A 17,511-nucleotide genomic window follows, 5' to 3' on the forward strand; every position below is an offset into this window, starting at 1 on the left:
CGATGCTATCCCTTCTTCTCGTCAAGCAGCTTGGCCACACGACGCAAGCCGAGCAGATAACCCTGAGTGCCGAAGCCTGCGATGACCCCATCTGCTCGTTTGGAGACAAACGAGTGGTGGCGGAATTCCTCGCGTTTGTGCACGTTGGAAATATGCACTTCGATCACTGTCCCCTCGAACGTGTTCAGAGCATCCAGGATGGCGACCGACGTGTGGGTGAACGCCGCGGGGTTCATCACGATACCGGCGGCCGTCTCGCGCGCCTCGTGGATCCAATCGATCAGCTCGTATTCTCTGTTGGACTGATGGAAGCGAATCTCCAGGCCAAGCTCCCTGGCCAGCGCTCGACAATCCCGCTCCACATCGGCAAGCGTCTCGTACCCGTAGATGTGGGGCTGGCGCTTGCCAAGCAAATTGAGATTTGGTCCGTTGAGGACGTAGACAAGACGATTCATCAAGAAAACTCCGTTCAGTGATGGGCGAGGATCTCGCCTAGGAACTGCCTGGTGCGGGCGTGCTGGGGACTGCGGAAGAACGCGTCGGGCGCGCCTTCCTCGATGATCTGGCCTTCAGCCATGAAGATGACCCGGTCGGCAACCTGGCGGGCAAAGCCCATCTCGTGGGTGACGCAAATCATGGTCATGCCGTCGTTGGCAAGGCCTATCATCGTGTCGAGCACCTCCTTGACCATCTCAGGGTCGAGAGCCGAGGTCGGCTCGTCAAACAGCATGACCTTGGGCTGCATGCAGAGAGCGCGCGCGATCGCGACGCGCTGTTGCTGGCCGCCGGAAAGTTGAGCCGGATACTTCTCTGCCTGGTCACCGATGCGCACGCGCTCGAGGTATTTCCGCGCGGTCGCTTCCGCCTCGATCTTGCCGATGCGGCGCGCGCGAATCGGCGCGAGAGTACAGTTCTGCAGGACCGTCATATGCGGAAAAAGGTTGAAGCTCTGGAAGACCATGCCGACGTCCTGGCGTACGACATCGATCGCCTTGACGCTGTCGTCCAGCCGATGACCGTTCACCACGATGCCGCCCTGCTGGATAGGCTCGAGGCGGTTGATACAACGAATGAGCGTCGATTTTCCCGACCCGGACGGACCGCAGAGCACGATCTTTTCACCTCTGCGCACAGTGAGATCGACGTTGCGGAGAGCTTGGTACCCGCCGTACCACTTCTGCACGCCCTTCATTTCGATCAGGATCTGGTCCTGCATGCTCGTCTCCGCCGTTGGGCGGCGGCCGACGCGGATCGCGTCGGCCGCTCGCGGTGGTTACTGGACGGTGAAGGGAACGCCGGGGACGGAGTCCGGGAAGACAGGGACCGGGACCTTCATCCATTTGGCGTAGAAAGTGGCCAACTTGCCGTTCGACTTAATCTCGTCGATGAACTTGTTGGCCGTCTCATTCCACTCCTTGTCACCCGGTCGCGTGCAAGCGCCGTTATAAAGGGCGGTGAAGTGAAGCTTGGGCTCGAACCCCAGTTCCGGCTTTGCGGCGTTGAGGCGCTGCGGATAAAACAGATTCGCGCCGACTGCCTGGACTTGGCCAGAGAGCAGCGCCTGGATGGTGGCGGCGTCATCGTCGAATCTGCGAATCTCGGTCCCGGACGGGGCGTTGTTGGTCACCTGAGTATCCTGCGTAGAGGACCGCGGAACGCCGATGACGAATTTGCTCATGTCGGCATTGCTGTTGATCGGCGTTGCCTGGGCTGCGACCAGCGTGATCTCGTTGGCGACGTAGGGCTTGGAATACTGCACCGCCTTCGCGCGCTCCGGCAGCATGGCCATGGTTGCAAACAAGATATCTACGCGGCCTGTGGTCAGCGCCGGAATACGATTGGCCACAGCCAGCGGGACGAACTCGGCCTTCACGCCGAGAAATTCAGCGAAGGCTCGCCCCATGTCGGCATCGATGCCATCCTGCTTTCCTGAACTATCGACATAGCCCCAGGGAGGATTGTCGCCTTGGATACCGATAACGACGACGCCCTTCTTCTTCACATCTTCCAACGTGCCGGCCTGCGATTTGCCTGCAACGGCGATGGCCCCCAGCGCCAGCAGCGCAATGCCGAATTGGCGACGATTGAATGAAAGCAACATGAAATTCCTCCTCCTGGTGATGACTGTATTGATTGGGCAGGTGCGCCGTTCCTACCTTTGACTGGCCAGGGCGAGCCTGACCTCCATCCGGCTGCCCCACCACGACAGCGGCCAGCAGAGGATGAAATACATCGCGCCGACCACGCCGAAGACGAGCAACGGCTGGAAGGTCTGGTTCGATACGATTTGACCGGCGCGGGCAAGTTCGATGAAACCGACGATCGCGGCGAGCGAGGTGCCCTTGAGGAGCTGCACGAGATAGCCGATGGTCGCCGGCAGCGAGATGCGGATCGCCTGCGGCAGCACGATGTCGCGCATACGGGACGAATAGTGCAGTCCAAGCGCCATCGCCGCCTCGGTCTGCCCGCGCGGCACGGCCTGTATCGCTCCGCGCCAAATCTCACCAAGGAAGGCAGAGGCATTCACGGTGAAGCCGATCGCCACCGCGACGAAGGCGTCGAGCTTCAGCCCGGTTAGCGCCAATCCGTAATACACGACAAAAAGCTGCAGCAGCAGCGGAGTGCCCTGGAATATCCCGATGTAGATGCGGGTGACCCATTCCACGCCTTTATGACCACTGGTGCGCAACAACGCGACGGCCAACCCCGCCGTGCAGCCGCCTACGAATGCGACGAGAGTCAGCAGCACGGTCCATTGCAGACCACGCAGCAGGAAGCCGAACTCCGGAAGACCAAAATGCGGTGTCATGCTCGCCTCCCTCAGCGTGTCGGATAGGAGAAGAAGCGGTGAGAGACGAGCGCGAAGCCCAGCATCAACAGCCAGGAGATCGCAAGGTAGAGGAAGGTGACGAAGAAGTAGACCTCGAAGCTGCGGAATGTGTCGCTTTCGATGCGCTGGGCAACCGACGTCAATTCGTAGGCCGATACCGCCGAACAGATCGATGAGGTCAGCGTCAGCATGATGAACTGCCCCGTGAGCGAAGGGTAGATCGCGCGGAGCGCGGGCTTGAGCACGATGAACCGGAATACCTGCCCCTTGTGCAGTCCGAGCGCGTAGCCGGCCTCTATCTGTCCTTTGTGGATAGACTGGACCCCGCCGCGGATGATCTCGATGGCGTAGGCGCCGCCATTGACGCCGAGTGCGATAATGGCGGTAGCGGTTGGATTGAGCTTCAACCCGACGAGCGGCAGGGCGAAGAACAGAAAGAAAATCTGCACCAGGAAAGGCGTATTGCGTACGATCTCGACGAAGCCGATCACGATGGCCCGCGACCAGGCCGCCTTCGATTCACGTGCCGCCACGCCGGCGACACCGATCGCCATCGCGAGCGTCATCCCGGCAAGCGCCAGGCCCAACGTGCCCACGCACCCCCACAGCAGCGCGGGCATGGCATGCCAAACCACGGAGAAATCGAGCGTGTAGCCCATCTTGCGTTTCCTCTCGGGCGTTGTTCGTGCCGCTCGCCCATCGGCCGGGTGTCACCCTCCCAGGGACGCAAATGTCGCGAAGAAGACGTCTGGATCAGGTGAGACGCCGGTGAACAGGCGGAATGCTTCGGTGCCCTGGAAGATCGCCATGCCACCACCATCGACGGTGCGGCAGCCGAGGGCACGCGCTGCGCGCAGCAGTGCGGTTTCCAGCGGGAAGTAGACGATCTCGGCGACCCACAGATCCGGACGCAGCAGGGCCATCGGCAGCGCTGTGCCTGGATATTTGTCCATGCCAATCGGCGTCGCGTTTACGATTCCGTCCGCGGCAGCCACGGCAACTGCGACATCATGGCCAGCCCTCAGGCGTCCTTCTGCAAATCGAGGGGACAAGCTATCCACCAAACTCTGCGCCTTGGCGAAATCCACGTCGATAATGGTCAATTCCTGCACGCCGAGCTTCATCAGCGCGAAAGCCACGGCCGAGCCTGCGCCGCCCGCGCCGAATTGGACGACGCGACCCAGCGATGCACCTTGCATATTGCGGCGAAAGTTCTCGGCGAAGCCGAACCAGTCGGTGTTGTGGCCGGTCATTCGACCGTTCCTGATGACCACCGTGTTCACCGCACCAAGCGCCTCTGCATCCGGCGAGAGCTCGTCCAACAGTGGGAGAATCGCCTGCTTGCAGGGATGGGTCACATTCAACCCGTCAAAGCCCATCCGCTTGGCCGCGGTGAGCAATTCCGGCAACGCCTCCACGCCGAGCTTCAATTCTGCGAGATCGATCTTCTTGTAGAGATAGCGGATGCCGGCGGCGTCAGCGGCCGCTTCGTGCATGGGCGGCGTGCGGGAGGCGGCGATGCCGCTGCCGATCAGGCCGACGAGAAAGCTGGGCTTCGGATGCATGCTCGGCGTCGCCTCAGCTCAACGGGACAGTCAGCTCGGCGATGACCTGAGCCGTGCTCGGTCGAACGCCGCGCCACCAGGAAAACGCTTCCGCCGCCTGCTCGACCAGCATGCCGACACCATCGGCCAGCTTGGCTACGCCTTCGGCGCGGGCTGCCTGCAGAAAGGGAGTCAGCCCTTTTCCATAAGCGAGTTCGTACGCCAGCTCCGCGCCGCGGAAGACATTGCCTGGAAGCGGCGGCATTTCGCCTCGCAGGCTCGCCGATGTCGCGTTGACGACGACGTCATAACCCTCAGCAAGATCGGCCAGTTCAGCATAGCCGCTGACGATCAGGGGACCACAGCCGGCAAACTCCTCGGCCAAGGCCACCGCTTTCGACAGCGTCCGGTTGACGAGAACCAGCTCGGACGGCTCCTGGCGCAGGAACGGCAGCAGCGCACCACGCGCTGCGCCCCCAGCACCAAGCATCAGAACGCGACGGCCGGCCATCTTGACGCCGAGATTGACGGTGATGTCACGCACGAGGCCAATCCCGTCGAAATTCTCGCCAATGATCCGATCGCCCTGGAACTTCAGGCAGTTTACCGCGCCAGCACGTTCGGCGCGCTCGGAAAGCTCGTTTGCGTAAGCGAAGGCATCGAGCTTGAACGGGGCGGTGATGTTCAGCCCCTTGGCGCCCGCTGTCCGGAACTGATCGACCCGTTCGCTGAAGCCATTGAGGGGCCCTTCGATCGCCTCATAGACGAGGTCCTGTCCCGTCATTTTGGCGAATGTGCCATGGATGAGGGGTGATTTGCTGAAGCCGATCGGATTGCCGATCACCGCATAACGGTCGCTCATGGCCTACTCCTGTACTGCAGCTTCGTTGTACAGCACGCCATCGCGTACCATCGCATCGACGGCTTCGGCTGACAGTCCGAGCGAGGCGGCAATGCGGCGATTGTCCTGGCCGAGCAGTGGCGCCGGAGTGCGTACGGTGGTGTCGCAATCGGAGAAGCGGAAAGGCAGGTTCGGCAGGGTTACCTTGCCGAGCACCGGATGCTCCTGCTCGACCAGCATGCCGCGCGCGTGGATCTGCGGATCCTTCACGACCTCTTCGATGGTCTGCACGGGAGCCGACGGCACACCGGCCTCCTCAAGTGCGGCAAGACAGGCATTCCGAGACGGCTGCGACATTGTCCAGTCGCGTACAATCTCCATGGCTTCGGCATAATGGGCGTTCCGCGCAGCAGGCATGGCGAAACGTTCGTCGGACGCCAACCTGTCGCCTCCGATCAGGCTCGCCAATCGCCGCCACGCATCATCGACCTGGGCGGCGATAACAAGATTGCCGTCTTTGGCCGGAAAAACGCCGTAGACAGTCGAGTCCGGCTGACCGCTCCCGGTCTGCTTCGGCAGGTCGGTACCACCGGAGAGAAAGTAACGCTGAACCGCATAGTCGTGCATCGACACCATGCAGTCGTACAGCGCCAGATCGATGTGCTGGCCACGCCCGGACGACGCGCAGCCGACCAGCGCTGCATTGACGGCAGCTACGCCGTGAATGCCGGTGTACATATCGGCCAGCGGCATCCGTAGCAACGGCGGCGCTTCGCCGGGGGAGCCCAGTTGCGCCAAAGCGCCCGACATCGCCTCTGCGATCAGGCCGAAGCCCGGACGATCGGCATAGGGACCGGTGTGGCCATAGGCGGAGACCGAGCAGTAGATCAGTCTGGGATTCCGTGTCGACAGAGCCTTGTAGCCGAGCCCAAGGCGATCGAGTGCACCAGGGCGGTAGTTCTCGATGAACACATCGGCCGTGTCGACCAGTTTCATCATCATGTCGAGGCCGCGCGCGTCGCGCAGGTCGATGCACAACCCCTGCTTTCCCATGTTCTGCTGCAGGAAGTAGCCGGACTGGCCGTCCTTGAAATAGCCGTGCGCCCGGCCCGCATCGCCTGCCCTGGGGCGCTCCACCTTGATGACTTCGGCGCCCATCGCGGCGAGGCAACGGCCCATGAACGGACCTGCGAGAAAATGGCTGTAGTCGATGACGCGAATGCCTTTGAGCGGCAGATCTTGGAGCGGCAGATCTTGCGCGGTCATGCCTGCTCTCCTGCGGCGTTGCTCTTTGGGCGCATCGGAATCATCAGCCGATGTTCACCGAACTGCACCACTTCGCCGCGCTGATTGATCAACTCCGAGGGCAGCACCACGATGCCCCACCCATCACGCTTGATGGTGCGCATCGAGCCGACGCGAAACTTCACGTGCACGGTGTCGCCGAGCTTGATCGGCAGCTTGAAATCCCAGGTCCAGCCCAGCGACATTCCCGGAAGGAAGCGGTAGTCGGCACGGGTCTTCAAACCGTCGGCCAGCGACAGACCAAACAGCCCGTGCGCGACGCGCGTGCCGAATGGTGTGGTCTTGGCGTATTCCTCGTCGACATGAACAGGCGTAAAATCCCCCGTCAGTTCGGCATAGGCATTCACCATCGCTTCGGTGACCGTCACTGAGGGGGTGATGCATTCGTCCCCGACCTTGGCATCGTCCCAATAGCGCTCATCGGTCATGTCACGTCTTCCTCTGACTCTAGGCTCGGGGATTGATCGCCAGGGCGGCCTCGACGGCGCCTGCGCTGGCTTGCAAGATTTCGACGTTCAGGCCGCCCGGCAGCTCGAGCCAGTTCGGCCCTGCAGGTAACGCCTTGGCGCCCCAGGCGGCAGCACGCGCGAGCACGCCTGCGTAATCGTCGACCATGATGCCGAGATGGGCCAGACGCCCCTCCGGTCCGAGAAAATCCGGATCCTCGATGAGTTGCACGCTTCCGAGCACCCACACTTGACGTGGGCGCGCACCATCGGCGGGCTGCTCGTCGCGAATGGCAAGACCAAGCACCTCGCGAAAGAAGCCGACGTGATGATCGACATCCGGCACGCGGATCGCGACGTGTTCGACGTAGGCGCGCGGCAACGACATCGTCTCAGGCCTTTCCCGGATAATCGCTGCGGGCGTACTCGAGCCCTTTGACCAGCGCGACGAGCGTGGAGTTGACGGGGGTCGGCACGTCGAGCTTGGCGCCCCAACGCACGACCGAGCCGTGAATGTAATCAACCTCGGTCAGATTACCGGACTGCAAGCTCTGCAACATCGACGTCTTGAACTCGGGCGGTAGTCCAGCGGATGCCATCGTCCAAGCGCGCCGCGGGTCGGTAATCGAGATCTTGACGCCAGCAGCTTGCGCGACTGCGATGCTCTCTGAGATTGCGGCCAGCGCACAATCTTCCAGGATCGGTAGCGAATAGAGGCCGCCATAAGTCAGCCCGGTAACGGCGGTAATTCCCCCTCCGGCGACGTTGATGAACAGCTTGTCCCACATCGTGCCCAGGATGTTGTCGCTGAGCAGCGTGAGGATGCCGGCACGATTGAAAGTCTCGGAAATTCGCTGTGCGCGTTCCGTCAAGCGTCCGTCAAGTTCGCCGATGATGGTTTCCTTGCCGATGACCCCGGAGCGAACATGACCAGGGCCAAGCAGCACGCCACCAACGTAGGTTTTGCCCGCCATGACCCGATCACGACCGACTTCCTCCGCAAGGATGTCCTCGTGACCAAGACCGTTTTGAAGCGACATCACGACCGTCTGCGGCCCGATGATCGGCGCCGCCGCCCGGATCGCATCCCGCGTGTGGTAGGATTTGACGAGGACTATGACGAGGTCCGCCACGATGCCGACTTGGTCCGCGGAGGTGCAGGCAGAGACCTTCACGACGGTCTCGGCGTCACCTTCGAGCATCCGCAGACCACGGGCATTGATCGCGTCGACATGAGCCTGGAACGGATCGATCAACCAGACCTCGGCACCACCACGCGCCAGCGTGCCGCCAATGGTCGAGCCCAGGGCACCTGCTCCGGTAAAGCAGATCCTCATCCGAACGTTTCTCCCGCGCCTTTCTCGGCGTCGGAAGCGTGGTAGCAGGCTGCCCTGTATTTGGATATGCTATGCTCCTTATACTCATTATTGTGGATCGCAATGAAACATCGGGACCCCTCCGAGACGAACCTGCTGGAGCCGCGCCTGCTCCGGCTTTTCGACGCATTGTTCACCACGGGCAGCGTCACCAAGGTAGCCGAGAGGCTCGGTCAAAGTCAGCCGACCATTTCGATCTGGCTGGCGCGCTTGCGAAAAGAATTGGACGACCCACTCTTCATTCGCTCAGCCGAGGGAATGCTGCCGACCCCCCGCGCGGAGGCTCTCATCGGCACGGCCAGACAGGCCTTGGAGATGCTGCGACGGCTGGCGGAGCTTCGTTCCGAGTTTGATCCGGCGACTGCCAAGCGCCGCTTCGTCATCTGCATGACGGATGCGAGCCACATCACGCTGCTTCCCGCCATCCTCGCCTACGTTCGTCGTGTTGCGGCGGGCATCCGCGTTGAGGCGGCGCAGATCGGCGGCGATACCCCACGAATGCTGCAATCCGGCGAGGCCGATCTGGCGCTCGGCTACATCTCGGACCTCGATGCTGGCCACTTCCAACAGGCACTGTTTCCGCAGGATTGGGTCTGCTTGGCGAGCGCAAGACACGCCCGGATCCGCGACCGCATCACGGTGAAGGATTTCAGGCGCGAGGCGCATGTCCTCATTCGCTCCGGCACCGGACATCAATTGCTCGCGGACGCGCTAAAGGAGCAGCAGATGGTCCTTGACGTTGCGCTCGAACTCCCCGGCTTTTTGGGCCTACCCGCAATTATCGGGACGACCGACCTGATCGCCACCCTGCCAAGGCACATTGGCGAAACGCTGGCCCACTATTACGGATTGCGCGTGCTCGACTGCCCGCTGGCGATCGCCGGCTTTACGGTGAAGCAATATTGGCACGCCCGCTTCCACCACGACCCGGCATGCCAATGGTTGCGTGACGCATGCGCGGAGCTCTTTCAACAGCAGGAAGTGCGGGGTCTACATCGTTCCAGTCGGCCGAGGAAACGAAGGCCGCGCGATCTGCCGTCGTAATAGAGCGCTTGCTGAGGTCGGTTTGGACCCTCCTTGGACGTTTTGCTCCCGTGGGCGACCCGGACCCGGGAGGACGGCCTTCAGGGGAAGGCAGGACTGCCAAAAATCCCCCAGCCATGGGGCGGCAGTACGATCTCCGTGCTGCTCCCCTTTTTCGTGGCCAACGCATTGCCGGCCAGCCGGTCCGCATCGGCGGCGATGCGGCGTGTGAGGGATGCATCCGCGACGTTCAGGGCGACCCAGAGCCGCTGCTCTCCATCGAAGGCCTCCAGCAGAAGATCGGTGTTGCGGATCTCGACGACGCGGCTCTGCGCGCGATGGAGCCAGGAATGCCGGCGGCGCAGGCCGATCAGCTCCTGGTGCAGGCGATAGACGCCCCAGCCATAGGGCGCAAGCTGGGCGGGAGAGTCCGGAAATGTCGGGCGGATGGCGTCATCGCCGCCGGCGCGATTTTCCTTGAGGCCGCGGAAAGCCTGCTCGTCGCCATAGTAGATCGAGGGCATGCCGCCGACCGTCACGAGAATGGCGAGCGCGTGCGGCAGATGCCGCTCGTCGGTGAGGCGGCTTGCGATGCGCGTGACGTCGTGGTTGCCGACGAAGGTCTGCGGCACGAAAGCGTCGAGGAAGGTGTTGTGGCGCTTCAGCGCCCAGGCGAGCTCGAAGAAATTGCCGGCGTTCAGCGCACTCCAGATCGCCTTCCACAGTTCATATTGCGTGACCGCATCGACGCCAGTCTCGTGGACGAAGGCGGTGTAGTCGCCATGGATCACCTCGCCGAAGATATACGCGTCGGGATGCTTCTCGCGGACCCTCGGCAGCACCTCGCGCCAGAACGGCCGCGGCACGCCATAGGCGGCATCGAGCCGCCAGCCGTCGGCGCCGCGGTCGAGCCAGTGGGTCATCACGCCCGTCACATAGTCGGCGACCGCGGACTCGGCATGGTTCAGCGTGACGAGCTGGCGATGGCCCTCGAAGGTGGCGTAGTCGGGCTCGCCGCCCTGCTCCTTCCAGATCAGGTGAAACCACGCCGCCTCCCTCGCCTGCGGGCCGCCGGCGATGGCGCGCTGGAAGCGCGGAAAGTCGCGGCCGACATGATTGAAGACGCCGTCGAGGACGAGGCGCAGCCCGCGGCGATGCAGTTCGTTTGCCAGCGCATCGAAATCGGCGGCATCGCCGAGCCGCCTGTCGATCGCGAAATGATCCGTGGTGTCGTAGCCGTGGGTGGATGAGGCAAAGATCGGCGCGAGCAAGAGGCCGGAAACACCAAGATCGACCGCATAGTCGAGCCAGGCATTGAGGCGCCCGAGCCGGTGCTGAACCTCGGGGCAACTCGCAGCCACGCGCTCGGCGCCGACGAAGCCGAGTGGGTAGATGTGCCAGAACACGGCATGTTCGATCCAGTTGGCCAATCGCTCGTCTCGCTTCATCGTGCATCTCGAGTTGAGGTTATTAGTGGCCACGCGCGGCGCGCAATCCTTCGCTTCAATCGCCGGCCCGTTACGTTCTCGAAACTCCCGTGCGCCATCGAAGCCCAAGCCGTCAGATGGGCGGACTATCTCGCCGGAACTTGCGCAGCGTCTCGACCTCCCACAGCGCAAGCTGCCGCCGGTCAAATGGCGGCACCCAGTCTTCAAGCACTCGAATCGGTGCAGGGAAATTGTAGGGCGGCGCGCACAGGTCGATGGTGAAGAAGTCGCCTGTGCTGATCGCGCGATTGAAGCCGCCAGGACAGGTCGTGGTCAACAGGTACTTGATGTTGGATCGCAGGATATTGTCGATCGCTCGAAAGATCATGTCCTCAGACAGATGAATGAAGCAGTCGCGGCAAAGCAGCATGTCGGCTTGCGGAAGCGGATCATTGCAGATGTCGATTGAGATGAATGAACGATCTGGACGCCCATATTTCTCACGGGTGCGCTCAATCAACTCCGGAACGATGTCGCCTCCGATGTAGCGCGACACTGGAAGGTCGATCTTCGACAGCCAATGGAGATCGCCGCACGGGAGATCAAGCAGGGTGTCGATCCCGAGTTCGCCAAGCAGTTCAGGAAGACTTTCTCGCACCCTTTGAGTGTTGTGCAGTGTCGATCCGCCACCAGACGCGGTCTCCTTATAGCCCCAGATGTTCCGCCGATAGATTTCGCCAAACACCTCGCTGGGCGTGCCGCGCAGATTCCGCACCATCTGTGTACGCAACCAAGTCAATGCTGGCGCTGGCAGCGTCCGGCGAGCGATGTCGATGGCAATCGAGAAAATTGCGGTGCGACGCAACCAGTCTGAGAAAGCATCGAACAAGAGGTCATCCGAAACTGAAAAGGAGGAACTAGATCCGCGCAAACTTGAATTGCTGCGTGCCGCGCTCGATGGGATCGGGGCTTCGATCGGTGATGCAAAAGCCCTCGTGTGCGTGGACAAGCGTTTGCTCTGAGATCCAATTCCGCTCGTAAGCGACTAGCTTTTCCTTGGAGGCCAGCGATCGACCCGGACCATTGTCGCGCAGGTAATCGCTAATCGGTACGCGGTGCCAGACCATCGTTTTCGACCGGACCGAGCACAGGGCTCCGATGGTCTCGACCGGGTCCGGGACATATCGCCGAACTCTCTGGACAAAATTCATAACGGGTGGACCCGCACACTTTTTGATACGTACCGGCCGTCTACCACAATCAGAAACATCTGGAAATAATTGCAGAGTGCGGCATAGTTGGTCAGCCTGCGTACGGCGGCGCCCATGGCTCATTCACGGATGGTGAGCAAAGGAACGAGTCTGACGAAGCTCGTGCGAACGGGGCGCGCGCTGCGCAGTACGTCCGCATGTCGACGGATGCCCAAAAAATATCCCCTCGAGCACCAGGCGGCTGCGATCGCGGCCTATGCCGCCCGGCGCCACATTGCGATCGTTCGCACCTACTCTGATCCGGGCAGGAGCGGACTTCGGATTGCCGGATGCGACCGGCTGCAGGACCTGATCCGCGATGTTCAGCTCGGGCGAGCCGATTTCGATTGGTTGCTGGTTTACGACATCACGCGCTGGGGCCGATTTTAGGACGTCGACGAAAGCGCCTACTACGAGTTTATCTGCAAGCGCGCTGGGATCCACATCCACTACTGCGCCGACGACTTCGAGAACGACGGCAGTCTGGCCTCCATAGTTCTCAAAACATCAAGAGGGTCGCGGCGGCCGACTACAGCAAGCAGCTGTCCAAGAAGGTCTTCGAAAGAAGAAGCTTCGATTCCATAGCAGAACGGCAGCAGCCATTGCGCTTCTTCTCGCCTTGCGGCTAATGCATAATCTGCTTCAGGAATGCGCGCGTGCGCTGGTGCTTGGGATTCGAGAAAAACTCCTGAGGCAATCCCTCTTCGACAATGAGGCCGGCGTCCATGAACACCACCCGGTCCGCAACGGTGCGGGCAAATCCCATCTCGTGCGTCACGCATACCATGGTCATTCCCTCACGCGCGAGCGAGACCATGACGTCGAGCACCTCCTGGACCATTTCCGGATCCAGCGCTGACGTCGGTTCGTCGAACAGCATGACCTTCGGCTTCATGCAAAGTGCTCGCGCAATCGCGACGCGCTGCTGCTGTCCGCCGGACAGCTGGCTCGGATATTTGTCCGCATGCTCGGCGATCCGCACCCGTGCCAGAAACTGCCGCGCCGTTGCTTCGGCCTCTGGCTTGGGGATCTTACGGATCTTGACCGGCGCGATCATCAGGTTCTGCAGCACAGTCAGATGCGGAAACAGGTTGAACTGCTGGAACACCATCCCGACATCGCGGCGTACCAGGTCGACGTTTTTGGTCGAGTGATCAAGCTCCACCCCGTTGACGATGATCCTTCCGTCCCGATGCTCTTCCAGCCGATTAATGCAACGGATCATGGTCGACTTGCCGGAGCCGGATGGACCACACACCACCACGCGCTCGCCCCGTGCGACGGAAAAATCGATACTCTTCAATACCTGGGTCGCGCCGTACCATTTGCTGACGCCGCGGAGATCGATCACCGGGGCTGCGGTTTCAGTATCGCGGGTCATCGATGTCTCCGTGCCTGTCATGCGGCCATCCAGCCACCGTCAACGAGGATGTTCTCTCCCGTGATGAAGGTGGCATCATCGGAAGCCAGAAACAGCGCCGCGTTTGCCACATCGTCGGGCACGCCCAGGCGCGGCATCGGCGTCCTGCTGCTGGAATACTCCATCCAGCGAGGCTCCGCCGCACGCCCCGGCTTACCAGTCACGATTTTGCCAGGCGCAACGGCATTGCAAACGATATGATCCTTCGCATAGTCCACCGCGATCTGCCGGGTGATGTAGACCACGCCGGACTTCGAAGTGCCGTAGGCAATATCCTCCGGGCAGGCGATCATGCCGTGCTGGGACGAAATATTGACGATCCGTCCGCGTACGCCGTTGTGTGCGTCCTGCCTCAGCATCGTCGCAACCGCTGCCTTGCTCATCAGGAAGACGCCGGTGAGATTAACCGCAAACGCCCGGTTCCACTCCGCGAGGCTGGTCTCGAGCAATGGCTTGCCGATGCCGATGGCCGCATTGTTCACGAGACCGTCGAGCCTGCCAAACTTCTCCACGGCGAGCGCCACCGCCTGCCCTGTGTCGGTCTCGGAGGAGACGTCGGTGCGAATGAACTCCGCCTCGTAGCCGTCCGCCCGCAGCCGATCGATGGTCGGCACGCCGCCCTCGCGAACGTCGATGGTGACATCGGCGAGAACCAGCCGCGCGCCTTCGGCCGCAAACCGGCACGCGATGGCACGCCCGATTCCGGACGAGGCGCCGGTGATCACGATGGACTTGCCGAGCAGTCGCCCCGTCATGACGTACCTCCAGAGGCCGGGCCATCGAGACCCATCCAGGACAGATAATCCGCAGCCGCAGCGTCCACGGGATAGGCCGGGTTGAACCCGGTGTCGCGCACGAGACGCGCAATGCTCATCGCCGCGCGATCAACAGGCAGGTTGTAGAGGATGCCGGCAGCCTCGCCCGGCTCGGCGCAACGCCAGTGGAAATCCGGAAAGCGGTTTGCCAGCGCGCGGCACCAGTCCTGCAGGTCTGACAGGCAACCGCCACCGACGTGATAGATCGCATTGCGCAGGGCCTCATTCGTGGCGACTGCAGCGATGCCGGCGGCGGCATCGCGCGAGTAGATCCAATCGGCACGCATCGCGCGCGGCAGCACCGCCTCTCGACCGGACTTGAACGCCTGCAGGACCTGGTGGTGCGGGCTGAGCGCATCGCGTACCTGGGTCGGCCATTCCCAGGGACCATAGACCGGGCCGAGCCGGACGATCCGCGTGTCACATCCGTGAAGATGCGCGATCCTGATCGCCGCCTGTTCCGCCGCAAGCTTGCTGATACCGTAGAGTGCGGCGGGCGCCGGATGACTGATCTCCTCCTCAAAACAGCCTGAGGGGGCAGGTGCAGAAAACCCGTAGACGGCAACAGAGCTCACCACAACAATACGTCGAATTCCGCCGTGCGCGATCGCGCGCTCCATCAGGTTGACGGTACCGCCGATGTTGATATCGACGATCCCGCCAGCGTCCTTGCGTTCGCGCTGCTCGTTCGGTGTCACCGCAGCCGCGTGAACCACCCGGTCGATCGGCGCGGCAGCGAGCGCCGCGTCGAGATCGGCCCGGCTTGTAACATCGCCGCTGACATAGACCGCGTTCGCAAGCTCGGGCCGCGCGAGCAACTCCGTCGAAGCCCCCGGCAAGTCGAACAGCACGACGCGTTGCCCTGCCGCCAGAAAACGCTCCGCCAGCGCAAGTCCGATGAATCCTGCACCACCGGTGATCAGCGTGGCCATGACTTAGCGTGCCGCCAGGGCCTGCCGCTCCAGACGCGCCACCCAACGCGCGATCGGATACAGCAGGACGAAGAAAATCACCGCGGCCGCCATCAGCGGCGTCGGATTGTAGGTCTGCTCTTGAGCGACACGCGCCGAGCGCAGAAGCTCAGGCAGTGCGACCAGCGCACCGATCGAGGTGGCCTTGATCAACTCCAGTGAATTGCTCGCCAGCGGCGCCAGCACATTGCGTACCGCCTGCGGCAGGACGATGTAGAGCACGACATGCAACGGCTTAAAGCCTAGCGCGCGTGCCGCCTCGTATTGGCCACGAGGCACGGACTCGATGCCGGCGCGAAAGATCTCGCCGTAGTAGCCGGAATTGTTGAGCACGATCGCAAGAACGGCGGCAGCAAATCCGCCCAGGGTCAACCCGAGGAACGGCAGGCCGTAGAATACCAGGATCAACAGCACGACCACCGGAAACGCCCGGAAGACATCGATATAGACCAGCAGGGCAACGTTCAGCCAGCGATGATGGAAGCTGTACGCCACAGCGATGGACAGGCCTAGCAGGAGGCCGAGCGGCAGAGCCACCAGCGCCAGGGTGACGGTGTAAAGCAGGCCCTGCAGCAGCAGCGGATAGACCCGCGCCAGCGCGTCGAAGTCGGCAAAATTGTCCAGCAACGCTTGCATGGTCTTCTCTCATCGTCCCAGTGCTGATCGCCGCTCGATCCAGCGGCTGGCAATCACGAGCGGCAGAAAGAACAGCACGTAGAAAGCCGCGGCGAGCGTCAGTGGCGAGGGATTCGCAACCATCGCAGTTACGCTCTGCGCCTGCCCCAGCGTCTCCGGCAACGACACCGCGGTGCCCAGTGCGGTGCCCTTGCTGATCGAGATCGCCCGGTTGGTCAGAAGCGGCACCGACAGTCGGAAGGCCTGAGGCAAGATGATTTGCAGCAACGTGCGCACCCGCCCAAACCCGAGAGCGCTCGCGGCATCCCACTGCCCGCGGGGCACCGCCATGATGGCCGACCAGAATATCTCAGTGCTGAACGCCGACAGCACCATCGCCAGCGACAGCACCGTGGTCACGAACGGCGAGAGGGTAAGCCCTACATACGGCAGGCCGAAATAGATGAACACGATGATGACGAGTTGCGGCAACGTCCGCAATACGTCCACGTAAACGACAATCAACGCATTCAACGGCCGCAAATTGGCACAACGCAGCAGCGCCAACAGCAGCCCCGTCGCGATGCCGAACAGGATAATCAGCAGCGCTACGGCAACCGTCACGCGAAAGCCCGCCAGCACGTTCGGAAACGCGAGTGCGATGACCTTCGGATTAAAATAGTACTCGAGAATACGGTCCATCGGCTGTCACCAAGTGGCGGCCGGACCGCCCTTGCGATCCGGCTGTGGTGCCGGCTACTTCTTGCACGCCGGAATATGGGCGGCCGGCTCGAAGCCCTTGAAGCCGGGAGGCCCGTAGCCGAAATATACTGTTTCGATGGCCGAACCGGCGTCCGGCGCGGCCCCGTACCACTTCTCGTGCAGCTTGCGCAGCCGCCCGTCGAGTTTCATGCATTCGATCACGTTCTCGACCTTGTTGCGATACTCGGTGTCCTCCAGACGGAACGCATAAGCGAAGTTGCGCCCGTTGAAGTCCTTGTAGCCGACCTTGATCGCCTTGTTCTGGCTGGCGGCATACACGGTTGTGGGGATTTCGTTGAGCGCAGCGAATGCGCGCCGGGTCAGCACGGCCTGCACGCTGTCCGGAAAGGTGTCATAACGCTGTACCTCGAACCCATACTTCTCGGCATTCGCGGTTGCCCAGGTGTCCGAGATGGTGCCGCGGTTCACCGCCACCGCCTTGCCCTTCAGATCGTCAAAGCCCTTCATCTCGTCGGCGGTGCGGACCAGAAAGCCGTTTCCGGTGGTGAATAGCGGCTCGGTATAGAGCATCCGCTCGGAGCGTTCGGCCGTCAGATTCAGCGGGTTGACCAGGAATTCGACCCGCTTGGCAAACAATGCCGCAAACAACCCGGAGAAGTTGATATCCACGATCTCGACCGTCGGACGGCCGAGTTCCTTACCGATCTCGTTGATCAGATCCACGCCGAAGCCTTCGGGACCGCTCGTGCCTCGCACCATCCATGGCGCGACACCGAAATCGGACGCGACCACCAACGGCTTGTCGGAGGGGTGATCGGCCTCCTGGGCATGAGCCTGAATCCAGCCCGCGACCTGCCCCCCGGCCAGGACCAGCGCGATTGCAAGAAGCTTCGATCGGAGCGTCATCGGTCGGGTCCTTCCATGA

The 17,511-nt window shown here is 62.1% G+C and carries 21 protein-coding genes; 2 read left to right on the top strand and 19 right to left on the bottom strand.

What is annotated here, in order from left to right; genetic code table 11:
• Window positions 1-5: 5 nt before the first annotated feature.
• The 11 genes from aroQ to RAD16_RS13545 are packed head-to-tail and all read right to left on the bottom strand — an operon-like array spanning window position 6 to window position 8,303.
• Window positions 6-455 carry a type II 3-dehydroquinate dehydratase gene (aroQ, locus tag RAD16_RS13495; RefSeq protein ID WP_458158364.1) on the bottom strand — a complete coding sequence of 150 codons (450 nt, stop codon included), beginning with the start codon at window positions 453-455 and terminating at the stop codon, window positions 6-8.
• A 14-nt stretch (window positions 456-469) separates the two neighbouring features.
• Window positions 470-1,216 (bottom strand): amino acid ABC transporter ATP-binding protein, encoded by a 747-nt coding sequence (locus tag RAD16_RS13500; RefSeq protein ID WP_458158365.1) that lies wholly within the window; start codon window positions 1,214-1,216, stop codon window positions 470-472.
• A 57-nt stretch (window positions 1,217-1,273) separates the two neighbouring features.
• Complete coding sequence (locus RAD16_RS13505) at window positions 1,274-2,101, bottom strand: transporter substrate-binding domain-containing protein (protein WP_458158366.1); 828 nt, start codon at window positions 2,099-2,101, stop codon at window positions 1,274-1,276.
• A gap of 51 nt (window positions 2,102-2,152) precedes the next feature.
• Window positions 2,153-2,809, bottom strand: coding sequence for an amino acid ABC transporter permease (locus tag RAD16_RS13510; RefSeq protein ID WP_458158367.1), 657 nt, complete (start codon window positions 2,807-2,809; stop codon window positions 2,153-2,155).
• An 11-nt stretch (window positions 2,810-2,820) separates the two neighbouring features.
• The gene (locus tag RAD16_RS13515) at window positions 2,821-3,489 is read right to left on the bottom strand and encodes an amino acid ABC transporter permease (RefSeq protein WP_458158368.1); all 669 of its coding nucleotides are present in this window, start codon (window positions 3,487-3,489) and stop codon (window positions 2,821-2,823) included.
• Between the two features lie 51 nt (window positions 3,490-3,540).
• A complete protein-coding gene (locus tag RAD16_RS13520; RefSeq protein WP_458158369.1) occupies window positions 3,541-4,395 on the bottom strand; it encodes a shikimate dehydrogenase in 855 nt (284 codons plus the stop codon).
• A 13-nt stretch (window positions 4,396-4,408) separates the two neighbouring features.
• Entirely contained in the window at window positions 4,409-5,236 is an 828-nt protein-coding gene (gene aroE / locus RAD16_RS13525) for a shikimate dehydrogenase (RefSeq protein ID WP_458158370.1), read from the bottom strand.
• 3 nt (window positions 5,237-5,239) lie between these two features.
• On the bottom strand, window positions 5,240-6,481 hold the full coding sequence (locus RAD16_RS13530) for a CaiB/BaiF CoA transferase family protein (protein ID WP_458158371.1): 1,242 nt from the start codon (window positions 6,479-6,481) through the stop codon (window positions 5,240-5,242).
• Window positions 6,478-6,948: a MaoC family dehydratase gene (locus RAD16_RS13535; RefSeq protein WP_458158372.1), complete on the bottom strand. Its 471-nt coding sequence runs from the start codon at window positions 6,946-6,948 to the stop codon at window positions 6,478-6,480. Before RAD16_RS13535 ends, RAD16_RS13530 begins: the two co-directional genes overlap by 4 nt.
• A 19-nt stretch (window positions 6,949-6,967) precedes the next feature.
• On the bottom strand, window positions 6,968-7,354 hold the full coding sequence (locus RAD16_RS13540) for a VOC family protein (RefSeq protein ID WP_458158373.1): 387 nt from the start codon (window positions 7,352-7,354) through the stop codon (window positions 6,968-6,970).
• 4 nt (window positions 7,355-7,358) lie between these two features.
• On the bottom strand, window positions 7,359-8,303 hold the full coding sequence (locus RAD16_RS13545) for a ketopantoate reductase family protein (protein ID WP_458158374.1): 945 nt from the start codon (window positions 8,301-8,303) through the stop codon (window positions 7,359-7,361).
• Window positions 8,304-8,405: 102 nt separating this feature from the next.
• Here RAD16_RS13545 and RAD16_RS13550 point away from each other — a divergent pair, with 102 nt between their 5' ends.
• Window positions 8,406-9,386 carry a LysR family transcriptional regulator gene (locus RAD16_RS13550; protein WP_458158375.1) on the top strand — a complete coding sequence of 327 codons (981 nt, stop codon included), beginning with the start codon at window positions 8,406-8,408 and terminating at the stop codon, window positions 9,384-9,386.
• An 80-nt stretch (window positions 9,387-9,466) separates the two neighbouring features.
• Here RAD16_RS13550 and RAD16_RS13555 read toward each other — a convergent pair whose 3' ends face one another.
• Together RAD16_RS13555 and RAD16_RS13560 are read right to left on the bottom strand one after the other, a co-directional pair.
• A complete protein-coding gene (locus tag RAD16_RS13555; RefSeq protein ID WP_458158376.1) occupies window positions 9,467-10,813 on the bottom strand; it encodes an alpha-amylase family protein in 1,347 nt (448 codons plus the stop codon).
• A 112-nt stretch (window positions 10,814-10,925) separates the two neighbouring features.
• Window positions 10,926-11,681, bottom strand: a complete 756-nt coding sequence (locus RAD16_RS13560) for a class I SAM-dependent methyltransferase (RefSeq protein ID WP_458158377.1) — start codon at window positions 11,679-11,681, stop codon at window positions 10,926-10,928.
• Between the two features lie 436 nt (window positions 11,682-12,117).
• On the opposite strand from RAD16_RS13560, the gene RAD16_RS13565 reads away from it, so the two are divergent.
• The gene (locus RAD16_RS13565; RefSeq protein ID WP_458158378.1) at window positions 12,118-12,432 is read left to right on the top strand and encodes a recombinase family protein; all 315 of its coding nucleotides are present in this window, start codon (window positions 12,118-12,120) and stop codon (window positions 12,430-12,432) included.
• A gap of 235 nt (window positions 12,433-12,667) precedes the next feature.
• On the opposite strand, the gene RAD16_RS13570 is transcribed toward RAD16_RS13565, so the two are convergent.
• The 6 genes from RAD16_RS13570 to RAD16_RS13595 are packed head-to-tail and all read right to left on the bottom strand — an operon-like array spanning window position 12,668 to window position 17,492.
• A complete protein-coding gene (locus tag RAD16_RS13570; protein ID WP_458158379.1) occupies window positions 12,668-13,423 on the bottom strand; it encodes an amino acid ABC transporter ATP-binding protein in 756 nt (251 codons plus the stop codon).
• Between the two features lie 17 nt (window positions 13,424-13,440).
• A complete protein-coding gene (locus RAD16_RS13575; RefSeq protein WP_458158380.1) occupies window positions 13,441-14,187 on the bottom strand; it encodes an SDR family NAD(P)-dependent oxidoreductase in 747 nt (248 codons plus the stop codon).
• A gap of 26 nt (window positions 14,188-14,213) precedes the next feature.
• On the bottom strand, window positions 14,214-15,209 hold the full coding sequence (locus tag RAD16_RS13580) for an NAD-dependent epimerase/dehydratase family protein (protein ID WP_458158381.1): 996 nt from the start codon (window positions 15,207-15,209) through the stop codon (window positions 14,214-14,216).
• Between the two features lie 3 nt (window positions 15,210-15,212).
• Window positions 15,213-15,884 carry an amino acid ABC transporter permease gene (locus RAD16_RS13585; protein WP_458158382.1) on the bottom strand — a complete coding sequence of 224 codons (672 nt, stop codon included), beginning with the start codon at window positions 15,882-15,884 and terminating at the stop codon, window positions 15,213-15,215.
• 9 nt (window positions 15,885-15,893) lie between these two features.
• Window positions 15,894-16,565, bottom strand: coding sequence for an amino acid ABC transporter permease (locus RAD16_RS13590; protein ID WP_458158383.1), 672 nt, complete (start codon window positions 16,563-16,565; stop codon window positions 15,894-15,896).
• Between the two features lie 54 nt (window positions 16,566-16,619).
• Entirely contained in the window at window positions 16,620-17,492 is an 873-nt protein-coding gene (locus tag RAD16_RS13595; protein WP_458158384.1) for a substrate-binding periplasmic protein, read from the bottom strand.
• Window positions 17,493-17,511 lie beyond the last annotated feature (19 nt).

It is taken from the genome of Bradyrhizobium sp. 18BD (genome assembly GCF_054185225.1).